This window comes from Microbacterium sp. ISL-103 (assembly GCF_018613995.1).
Lineage (GTDB): Bacteria > Actinomycetota > Actinomycetes > Actinomycetales > Microbacteriaceae > Microbacterium.
The window spans coordinates 398-9,601 of sequence record NZ_JAGGPD010000048.1 but is presented as its reverse complement, the minus strand read 5'-3'; the positions used below and the strand labels follow the sequence as shown (position 1 = coordinate 9,601).

Annotated in this window: 11 protein-coding genes, 1 tRNA gene and 1 pseudogene; 6 read left to right on the top strand and 7 right to left on the bottom strand. The window is 68.3% G+C overall.

Features of this window, described 5'->3' with window-relative positions:
- Both J7E68_RS02330 and J7E68_RS02325 read left to right on the top strand, forming a co-directional pair.
- A partial coding sequence (locus J7E68_RS02330) for a gamma carbonic anhydrase family protein (RefSeq protein ID WP_215169489.1) occupies positions 1-390 on the top strand: 390 nt, incomplete at its 5' end.
- A gap of 29 nt (positions 391-419) precedes the next feature.
- Positions 420-493 (top strand) — tRNA-Ile (locus J7E68_RS02325).
- On the opposite strand, the gene J7E68_RS02320 is transcribed toward J7E68_RS02325, so the two are convergent.
- The 6 genes and pseudogenes from J7E68_RS02320 to J7E68_RS02295 all read right to left on the bottom strand — a co-directional run.
- Positions 491-1,117, bottom strand: a complete 627-nt coding sequence (locus J7E68_RS02320; RefSeq protein ID WP_215169487.1) for a hypothetical protein — start codon at positions 1,115-1,117, stop codon at positions 491-493. The two genes, J7E68_RS02325 and J7E68_RS02320, sit on opposite strands and share 3 nt — an antisense overlap.
- Positions 1,114-1,944 (bottom strand): endonuclease/exonuclease/phosphatase family protein, encoded by an 831-nt coding sequence (locus tag J7E68_RS02315; protein WP_215169485.1) that lies wholly within the window; start codon positions 1,942-1,944, stop codon positions 1,114-1,116. Before J7E68_RS02315 ends, J7E68_RS02320 begins: the two co-directional genes overlap by 4 nt.
- Positions 1,941-2,687: a glycosyltransferase gene (locus J7E68_RS02310; protein WP_311416098.1), complete on the bottom strand. Its 747-nt coding sequence runs from the start codon at positions 2,685-2,687 to the stop codon at positions 1,941-1,943. Before J7E68_RS02310 ends, J7E68_RS02315 begins: the two co-directional genes overlap by 4 nt.
- A gap of 161 nt (positions 2,688-2,848) precedes the next feature.
- Positions 2,849-3,181, bottom strand: coding sequence for a hypothetical protein (locus J7E68_RS02305; protein WP_215169483.1), 333 nt, complete (start codon positions 3,179-3,181; stop codon positions 2,849-2,851).
- Positions 3,182-3,267: 86 nt separating this feature from the next.
- The gene (locus J7E68_RS19515; RefSeq protein WP_251048547.1) at positions 3,268-3,753 is read right to left on the bottom strand and encodes an AraC family transcriptional regulator; all 486 of its coding nucleotides are present in this window, start codon (positions 3,751-3,753) and stop codon (positions 3,268-3,270) included.
- 522 nt (positions 3,754-4,275) lie between these two features.
- Positions 4,276-4,962 (bottom strand): annotated as a pseudogene (locus J7E68_RS02295) (exonuclease domain-containing protein); the annotation flags it as partial.
- 80 nt (positions 4,963-5,042) lie between these two features.
- Here J7E68_RS02295 and J7E68_RS02290 point away from each other — a divergent pair.
- Complete coding sequence (locus J7E68_RS02290; protein ID WP_215169481.1) at positions 5,043-5,942, top strand: alpha/beta fold hydrolase; 900 nt, start codon at positions 5,043-5,045, stop codon at positions 5,940-5,942.
- Here the strand turns inward: J7E68_RS02290 and J7E68_RS02285 are convergent.
- A complete protein-coding gene (locus tag J7E68_RS02285; RefSeq protein WP_215169479.1) occupies positions 5,914-6,387 on the bottom strand; it encodes an Lrp/AsnC family transcriptional regulator in 474 nt (157 codons plus the stop codon). The genes J7E68_RS02290 and J7E68_RS02285 overlap by 29 nt on opposite strands.
- Before the next feature lie 168 nt (positions 6,388-6,555).
- Here J7E68_RS02285 and pdhA point away from each other — a divergent pair, with 168 nt between their 5' ends.
- The 3 genes from pdhA to J7E68_RS19510 all read left to right on the top strand — a co-directional run.
- The gene (gene pdhA / locus J7E68_RS02280) at positions 6,556-7,671 is read left to right on the top strand and encodes a pyruvate dehydrogenase (acetyl-transferring) E1 component subunit alpha (RefSeq protein ID WP_215169491.1); all 1,116 of its coding nucleotides are present in this window, start codon (positions 6,556-6,558) and stop codon (positions 7,669-7,671) included.
- Between the two features lie 2 nt (positions 7,672-7,673).
- A complete protein-coding gene (locus J7E68_RS02275) occupies positions 7,674-8,684 on the top strand; it encodes an alpha-ketoacid dehydrogenase subunit beta (RefSeq protein WP_215169477.1) in 1,011 nt (336 codons plus the stop codon).
- Positions 8,681-9,204, top strand: a 524-nt coding sequence (locus J7E68_RS19510) for a biotin/lipoyl-containing protein (protein WP_285224719.1), incomplete at its 3' end; no start/stop codon positions are given. The genes J7E68_RS02275 and J7E68_RS19510, both read left to right, overlap by 4 nt.

The following is a 9,204-nucleotide window of genomic DNA, read 5'->3' as shown; positions in this document are numbered from 1 at the left end:
CGCGGTGATTCCGCCGGCATCGTCATCGGCGCCGCGAGCAACGTGCAGGACAACGTCTCGATCCACGTCGATGCGGGCCACCCCGTGATCGTCGGCGCGAAGGTCTCGATCGGTCACAACGCGGTCGTGCACGGCTGCACGATCGGCGACGGTTCGCTCATCGGCATGGGCGCCGTGGTGCTCAGCGGCGCGGTGATCGGCGCCGCGTGTCTGATCGCGGGTGGCGCCGTCGTGCTCGCAGGCACGGAGATCCCCGACGGTTCACTCGTGGCGGGAGTCCCCGCACGGGTGCGGCGCGCCCTCAGCGAGGACGAACGAGCGGGACTCCTCTCCAACGCCGACATCTACCTCGCACACCTCGAGACGCACGCGGCAGCGACACCGATCTGAGCAGAGCCGCCCACTAGGCTGAGAAACACGGGGCGGTGGCCAAGCTGGTTAAGGCAGTGGGCTCATAACCCAACGATCGCGGGTTCAAGTCCCGCCCGCCCTACTCCTTCCCTGCGCGTCCGCTGCGCAGCGCGTCCTCGATGCGGGTGTCCGGCACCGCGCGTTCCACTGAAGTCCGCGCGAGCACCACGCCTGCGGCGAGTCCGCCGAGCCCGCCGAAGACCATGTCGCCGATCGTGTCCTGATAGGTGACGAAGATGTCGTCGCTCAGGTACGCCCACCCCAGCCACTCGATCATCTCCCACACGGCGCTGAGCGCGAGCGCGATCAACGGCAGCAGGATGAGCGGGGTGCGCGCACGCGCACCGGACTCCCGGGTCACCGCCGCCACCCCCGTGCGCGTGAGGATGAGCGCGGCGATGACCGCCAGAATCCCCGTGCAGGAGAGATGCAGGAGCAGGTCCCACCCCGGGACGCTCCGGTACAGGTCGAAGACATTGCTCCACGCGGCAGCGAGCACCGTCAGGCAGACGACGACATCGAACCAGCCCCGCACGCCCAACATCCGGGGAAGCATGAGGGCGGGAAGCGCGAGCGCCGCGATGCCCGCATCGGTCGGAGCGAGCCAGATCGCGGCGATCAGCACACCGATGATCCCCAGAACACGCAGCGCATCGGCAGACCACTCCGCGAGGGACTGCGGGGGGCGGAGGAAGTCCTCTTTCATCGCGTCTCCTCGTCGATGCGGAGCAGGGCCTGGGCGGGAAGGTGATCGGACGGCCGGACTCCCTCGAAGCTCCGTGCGTTCATCGCCGCCGCCCGGACCCGCACGTCGGGGGTGGCGAGGATCCAGTCGACGCGTCGAGCTGCGACGCGGGGGCGCCGATAACCGGAGAGAGAGCCCCACAGGGGGGTGAGACGCCTGTCAGCGCTGCGCCAGGAATCGACCAGCCCGCCTCGTGTCAGGAGGGTGCGGACTGCCCGCGAACGCGGACCGGCATTGAGATCGCCCATCACGAGCGCGGGAAGGCCTGTGCTCGCGACCACTCCCGCGATCGCTTCGGCCGAGTGTCGTCGGGAACCGGGCGAGAGATGGTCGAGGTGGGTGTTCACAGCCAGGAATCTGGTGTTCGTGGATCTGACGGAGAATTCGGCCCAGACGAGGATGCGAGGGATGACGTTGCCCCACGATCGGCTCGCTGCTCTGTGCGGATGGGCCGAGAGCGAGCGCTGATCCCAGGCATGGAGGCGCAGGCGCTCCGCGTCGTACACGAGCGGCACGCCTTCTCCGGCGCCCGCACGACCGCGTCCTCGACCGATGAACCGATACGTCGGGCCGAGGGCATTCATCACGACGTCCATCGCGCGGGGGAGTGCCTCCTGCAAGCCGAGGATCGTCGGTCGTTCGGAGCGGAGAAGGGAAGCGACAACCGGGGCTCGAACACTCCACCTGTCGCGGGGACGATGCAGAGGACCGTCCATGGCGCGTCGGATGTTGAACGAGATCACGTGGATGTCGGCCGGTGCCGGAGCATCGAGCAGCGGCTGCGTCATGTTCGCGTCCGCCGAGGTGCAGGGCTTCGAACATGGCGGTGGACGATCAGTCGCCCCCATCTGAACGGTGGGAAGTCCCGGGGCCAGTGCACCAGGACGCTTCGGAACCCCCGGTGCACACGTCGCCCGAACTGCCCGGCTGTGAGCGGTCGCATCGACATCCCCATGAACTCTCCCGGCAGGTGACCGATTCGGTGGTGCTCTCCCAGATGGAAGGCGAGGTCGAGGTCGTCATGGATCTCGGGATCGCATCGGTGGACGTCGGCCCGCACCGCGACCCAGGCGTCTCGGCGGAACGCGAGGTTCGAGCCGAACAGCGGGCGGTGGCCCAGAGTGACGCTGAGCACGGTGGTGTAGGCCCCGAGATACAAGCGGGCGAGGGGGGAGCGCAGTGCGACCGGCCCGTCGAGAAAGCGGGCGGGTCCTGTGACCGCGGCGACGCGCGGATCCTCCGCGAACGCAGAGGTGACCGCCCTGATCCACCCGGCATCCGGTTCGCAGTCCGCGTCGAGCCGCCGGATCCGAGCTCCGCGGGCCGCGTCGTATCCCGCTGATGCCGCGGCCGAGATCCCGGGCTCCAGGCAGCTGATCACGCGGGCACCGGCAGCGCGTGCGATCGCCGCGGAATCGTCCGACGAGCCGTTGTCGACCACGATGATCTCATCGGCCGGGGCATCTTGGGCATGCAGCGCGGCCAGGCACCGTGCGAGCAGCGCTGCATCGTCCTTCACGGGGATGACCACGGATGTGGTGGACGTCTCGTCGGCGTTTGCCCCGCGGGGCGAACGCACCGCTTCGACTCGTCTCACCATGGCTGCTGTCATCGTGATGATCGTCTCATCGAACAGGTGCGCGGGGCGAGGGACTTGACACCGGCGACGAGTCCGGCCGATCGATCGCTGATTCAGCGCGAGTCGGCCGTCTCGAGATCCTCCGACGCATCGATGACCTCGTCGACGAGGGTGATGCCGCCGCTCGAACTGGCCGAGTGCGCGAGATCCTCGATCCAGCGCCTGCTGAGTACGGGCGTCTCGGTCTCGTCGAACACGAAGCGCGGCGGGTTCGGGGTTTGCAGCCACACGGTCGATCGGCCCTCGGAATCGCCTTCCGGGTGCTTCCCGGTGAGTGTGAATCTCTCGTTGCGACGCAGTTTGGTCGCGACGACGACTTTGAGATGCGCGAGCGCACGGTCTTCGATATGGATCGGCTCCGAGCCGCCGTAATAGAGAGAACCCATACGTCGGAATCTATGCCGCCGGCCGGACGCGAGCGTCGAGAACGACGGCGACGCGCGAGCCATGCGAAAAAGTTGTTCGTGTGGTGTCATCTCCGGTGCTGCGCCGCCGTCACAGAGGGAAGCACGCCGTAGGCACCGCGATAGGCCGCGGCGAAACGAGACGGATGCGAGAAGCCCCACCGGCGCGCCACTGCAGCGACGGACGACGGCACCCCGGATCGAAGATCGCGATGCGCTCCGTCCAGACGTGCCTGGCGAAGAGATTCCGCCGGAGTCGTGTCGAGAGCGCGCCGGAAGGCGTATTGCAGACCCCGAGTCGAGATGTGCACCGCTGCGGCCACGTCGTCGACGGTGATCGGCCGGTGGGCGTTCTCTGCGATGAAGTCGAGAGCGCGGCGCACGGTCGCCGGAGCGGGAGCGCTCTGCGCCGGTCGGTGGCGCGCCACACGGCTCGTCGTCGCGAACGCCGCGAGAGTCGTAGCCGCTGCATGGCGTGCCAGCTCGCTGCGCAGGAGTTCGTCGTCACCGGCATCGTCGAGGACTCCCGCGCTCTGCTCGAGATACGCGAACATCCGGTCCCAGGCGCCCGCCGCGTGTGCGGTGCGCGGAGACAGGTCGTCGAGCCTGACCGCGATCCGGTCGTCACCGCTGATCCGCCGCGCGAGGCGGGTGAGGGTGTCGCGTTCGAACACGAGCGCCGTCACGCGGGCCCCCTGCTCCCAGTGCGCGTGTACACGCGGGCCGTCGGAGATCCAGGGTCGGCTCGGGTCGAGATCTTCCCGGTCGGACCACACTCGAGCGTCCCGTCCGTCCACTCGGCAGACCAGGATCTGGTCTTGAGGTTCGGCGGTCGAACGCACCTCGGCCGCGAGGTCGTAGCGTACGAGGTTCACACCGCCGAGATCGGCGGAGTGCCAGTCGAAGAGGAAGCGGTTCGGATCGACGTCGTGCAACACGGCCGACGGCACGAACTGCTTCCAGGTGCTCTCGACGCGTGAGACATCACGGGTGCGGAACCGCATGCGAGTCCGCTCCCTCCTGCGCACGGTGGCGCCGTACCGGCCAGGTGCCGTCGATCGTGTCTTCCGGGTCGCGCCGTCCGCTGCGNNTTCCGGGTCGAGCCGTCCGATGCGGATGAAGTACTCGGTGAGGCTCTCCGCCTGCGACCGGGCCCAGCCGATCTGGCGGGTGTGCAGCTCTGCGAGCGTGTCAGGGAGAACGAACTGACGAGCGAGCGCCTGGGCGACCCTGCCCGCGGCGACGGCATCCGCTGCCGCCTCGTGGGCGTCGTCGAGCTGCACCGCGTAGAGGGCCGCGACCACCTGCAGCGTCCGCTTTCCCGGGCGGTAGCGGTCATAGGCCTTGTCGATGACCAGGGGATCGATGATGGGCGACGGATCGTGCAGCGGTGCGACCGCGTGCCGATGCGCTTCGTGCGCCAGAAGCGAGAAGTCGTAGGCGGCGTTGTAGGCCACCACAGGCACCCCCTGTGAGAGAAGCGACCGCAGAGCGGAGGTGATCTCGGCCACCACCTCGGCCACGGGACGGCCGAAACGACGTGCATGCTCGGTCGTGACTCCGTGCACGGCTGTCGCACCGGCCGGTATCTCGATGCCGGGGTCGGCGAGCCAGTCCCGGGCGGCGATCTCGCGTCCGTCGGCGTCGAGCAGCCCGACGTGGGCTGTGACGACCCGATCGTTCTCGACATCGACTCCGGTGGTCTCCAGGTCGAACACGCCGACACGAGTGATCCAGTGCGGGAGCGAGGGAGCCGGGGGCATGATCTCACCGTAGATCGGGGTGCCGACATCTGCGCGAAGGCACACGGAGAGCGCCCATGCCGCGCCAATAGACTGGGATCATGAGCGCCCCCTCTCCCTACGCCGACCGTCTGAGCCGTCTGCCGGTCGAGCGTCGTGAGGTCGAGGTGCGAGGCGGACTCACCGCATATTGGGAGTACGGCCCTGCGGATTCCGATGTCACCGTCATCGCGGTCCATGGCTTCCGCGGCGACCATCACGGGCTCGAGTCCGTGTTGGCGTTCCTGCCCGAGGCTCGCGTGATCGCCCCCGACCTTCCGGGGTTCGGCGAGACCGCTCCCGTGGGAGGCCGCACCTACGACCTCGACGAGTACGTGGCCTGGCTGACGGAGTTCGCAACGGAGGTCGCGCCGGGGGCGGTGATCCTCGGACACTCCTTCGGATCGATCGTGACCTCCGCAGCGGTCGCGGCAGGGCTCCAGACCCCGCGGCTGATCCTCATCAATCCGATCGGCGCCCCGGCGCTCGAGGGTCCCAAGGGCATCATGACGAGGCTCGCAGTGCTCTACTACTCGCTGGGTGCACGCCTGCCCGAGCGGGCCGGCACCGCGCTGCTTCGCAACCGCCTGATCGTGAGGGTCATGAGCATCGCCATGGCGAAGACCACGGATCCGGAGCTGCGTCGATTCATCCACGACCAGCACGACGCCTACTTCTCGCGGTTCGCCGACCGCGATGTGCTGCGCGACGCCTTCGTCGCCAGCGTGTCACACGATGTGAGCGAGTTCGCGGAGTCCATTTCCACGCCCACTCTGCTGATCGCCGCCCAGCGGGACGACATCACCCCTATCGAGGTGGAACGCGAGCTCGTGAAGCGGTTCGACGACGCCTCGCTCGTCGAGATCGCCCACGTCGGGCATCTGATCCACTATGAGACGCCCGCGGAAGCCGCGGGCGCGGTTCGTCGGTTCCTCAGGATTCCCGTCGCGCGAGGCCTATGAGCCCTGCGACACGGAACGGGATCACCTCTCCCATGGCGAGCGAGGTCTCGGTGCGTTCGACCCCCTCGATCGAGAGGATGCGGGCGTCGGTGTCGAAGAGGTGCCTCGCGTCGCGGCACGCCACGCGGGCGAGCAGGTCGATCGATCCGCTCAGACCGTGCGCCTGCACGACCTCGGGGATGCGCGCGAGTTCGTTGATGATGCGCGGAAGCTCCGTCTGACGCACCCCGATGCTCACGAACGCCTGCAGGGGGAAGCCGAGCACATCGGTCGAGAACGACCTCTCGTAGGACTGGAAGATCCCGGTCTGCTCGAGCCTGGTCATACGCGCCTGGATGGTGTTGCGCGACAGGCCGAGATTCTCGGCGAGAGCGACGATCGTGACGCGGGGATCGTCGGCGAGCGCGGCGAGCAGTTCCAGATCGATGCGGTCAAGTCCGGCCATAGTGCCAAACAATAGCAGGGCTGGCAGGACCCGGATTGGGCAACATGCTCAAGCCGATCGTGGTTGCTTGAGCGAGGTGATGAGCGGACGTACGCTCGAGGAAACCGGCGATGATGCCGGGGCCGCGCGTAGAACCCGTGACGACGGCCAGCAACGAGGAGGACGATGATGTCACCGCAGATCACCCCGATCGCCGACACCGCACAGGATCTCGAACTCGCAGAGCGCATCCTCACCCCGGATGGCGCGAGGGTCGCGAACCCTCAGCTCGATGGCTTCGTCGACGACGTCGATGCGGCGCAGCTGCGCGCTCTGCACCGCGACATGGTCGTCCTTCGCCGGATAGATTCCGAGGGCGTCGCGCTGCAGCGTCAGGGACAGCTCGGACTGTGGGCACCGTGCCAGGGTCAGGAGGCCACGCAGATCGGAACCGCCCGCGCGCTGGCGCCGCAGGACTACGTCTTCCCGAGTTACCGCGAGACCGGCGTCATCTATGCTCGCGGCGCGGAGCCCGGCGACTTCGTGCGCATGTGGCGCGGCGAAGAGGGGGCCGGGCACGACCCCGCCGCCCTCAGGGTCGCCCCTCTGCAGATCATCATCGGCGCGCAGACGCTGCACGCGGTGGGCTATGCGCTCGGCATCCGTCACGACGGTGCCGACGAGGTGGCGGTCACATACTTCGGGGACGGCGCGACCAGCCAGGGAGACGTGAACGAGGCGATGATCTTCGCCTCGTCCTACCAGGCGCCCGTCGTCTTCGTGTGCCAGAACAATCACTGGGCGATCTCCGAGCCGGTGTCGGTGCAGTCGCAGTATCCGATCGCCGGTCGCGCACCGGGATTCGGCATCCCGAGCCTGCGGGTCGACGGCAACGACGTGCTCGCCTGCCTCGCCGCCATGCGCTGGGCACTCGCGCACGCACGTTCCGGCAAGGGACCCGCTTACATCGAGGCCGTGACCTATCGGATGGGGCCGCACACCACCGCTGACGACCCGACGCGGTACCGCGAGGATGACGAGCTCGAATCCTGGCGTCGTCGCGACCCGATCGCACGTCTGGAGGCACACCTGCGTGGGCTCGGCGAGCTGAGCGACGCCCAGGTCGCCGAGACGCAGGCCGAGGCCGACCGGGTCGCGCGTGAGATGCGGGCGCAGTGCCTGGCCATGGTCACGCGGCCGCCGCTGTCGGTGTTCGACGGCGTCTACGCCGAGCCGCACACCGGGCTCGATCGGCAGCGCGACGAGTACGCGGCCTACATCGCGACGTTCGAGGGCGAGGCGTGACCATGACGGAGCTGACTCTCGGAAAGGCGCTGGGCGCGGGTCTGCGCCGGGCGATGCTCGACGACGACAAGGTCGTGCTGCTCGGCGAGGACATCGGCAAGCTCGGTGGCGTGTTCCGCATCACCGACGGCCTGCTCGACGAGTTCGGCGCACAACGCGTCATCGACACGCCTCTCGCGGAATCCGGCATCGTCGGCATGGCGGTGGGGCTGGCCTTCCGCGGTTACCGTCCGGTCGTCGAGATCCAGTTCGACGGCTTCGTCTACCCGGCGTTCGATCAGATCGTCGCCCAGGTCGCCAAGCTGCACTACCGCACGCAGGGCAGGGTGAAGATGCCGATCACGATCCGAATCCCCTGGGCCGGGGGGATCGGGGCGGCGGAGCACCATTCCGAATCGCCGGAGGCGTACTTCGTGCATACCGCCGGGCTGCGTGTGATCGCCGTATCGAACCCGGACGACGCCTATCGGAGTCTCCGTCAGGCGATCGCCTCGGACGACCCGGTGATCTTCTTCGAGCCGAAGCGGCTCTACCACCACAAGGGCGAGGTCGACCTCGATGCCGCTCTCGCGGACTCCGCACCGATGGGTCTCGCGCGGGTCGTGCGCGAAGGAAGCGCAGCCACGCTGATCACCTACGGCGCGATGGTCACCACCGCTCTGCAGGCAGCGGATGCGGCCGAGGACGAGGGCATCTCGCTCGAGGTGATCGATCTGCGTTCGCTGTCGCCGGTGGACTACGACACCGTCGCGGCGTCGGTGCGCAAGACCGGGCGCGTCGTCGTGGCCCATGAAGCGTCGCGCGAGGCGGGGGTGGCCGCCGAGGTCATCGCCAGCATCACCGAGCGGTGCTTCGAGTACCTGGAGTCCGCTCCGCTGCGAGTGACGGGACATGACGTGCCGTACCCGCCGGCGAAGCTCGAGAAGTACCATCTGCCCGACCTCGATCGACTCCTCGATGCGGTCGACCGTGTGCTCGATCGCCCGAACAGCCTGACGGGAGCGGACGCATGATCGCCGAGTTCCGGCTGCCCGATCTCGGTGAAGGACTCACCGAAGCCGATGTCGTGCAGTGGCTGGTCTCGCCGGGCGACACGGTGACCCTCAATCAGACCCTCGCCGAGGTCGAGACTGCGAAGGCCGTGGTCGAGTTGCCCTCGCCCTACGAGGGAATCGTCACGACGCTGCACGCCGCTGCGGGTCAGACCGTGTCTGTGGGTGCTCCGCTGATCGCCTTCGACGTACCGGGGACGGATGATGCTCCCGCTCCCGAGACGACATCATCGAACGCTGGCGGCACGGAGGAGAAGGCGCAGCCCAACCTGGTCGGATACGGCGCCGCTCCCTCGGCGTCCGGGCGCCCTGCACGCAGAGCACGCCGCGTCGGAGGAGCATCACGGGTCAGTGACACCGCGGTGCTCGAGGCGGCACCGCACGATGCCTCGCCGACGGCGAGCGTCGACCCCGTGATCGAGCGCCCTCGATCGACGCCGCCGGTGCGGGCCTACGCCAAGAGGCTGGGTGTCGATCTCGT

Excerpts from the sequence above, each read along its gene's own strand:
- J7E68_RS19515 (WP_251048547.1), bottom strand. The coding sequence starts at position 3,753 with ATGTTCGCGTATCTCGAGCAGAGCGCGGGAGTCCTCGACGATGCCGGT.
- J7E68_RS02320 (WP_215169487.1), bottom strand. The coding sequence starts at position 1,117 with ATGAAAGAGGACTTCCTCCGCCCCCCGCAGTCCCTCGCGGAGTGGTCT.
- J7E68_RS02275 (WP_215169477.1), top strand. The coding sequence starts at position 7,674 with ATGACGGAGCTGACTCTCGGAAAGGCGCTGGGCGCGGGTCTGCGCCGG.
- J7E68_RS02285 (WP_215169479.1), bottom strand. The coding sequence starts at position 6,387 with ATGGCCGGACTTGACCGCATCGATCTGGAACTGCTCGCCGCGCTCGCC.
- J7E68_RS02305 (WP_215169483.1), bottom strand. The coding sequence starts at position 3,181 with ATGGGTTCTCTCTATTACGGCGGCTCGGAGCCGATCCATATCGAAGAC.
- pdhA (WP_215169491.1), top strand. The coding sequence starts at position 6,556 with ATGTCACCGCAGATCACCCCGATCGCCGACACCGCACAGGATCTCGAA.
- J7E68_RS02290 (WP_215169481.1), top strand. The coding sequence starts at position 5,043 with ATGAGCGCCCCCTCTCCCTACGCCGACCGTCTGAGCCGTCTGCCGGTC.
- J7E68_RS02315 (WP_215169485.1), bottom strand. The coding sequence starts at position 1,944 with ATGACGCAGCCGCTGCTCGATGCTCCGGCACCGGCCGACATCCACGTG.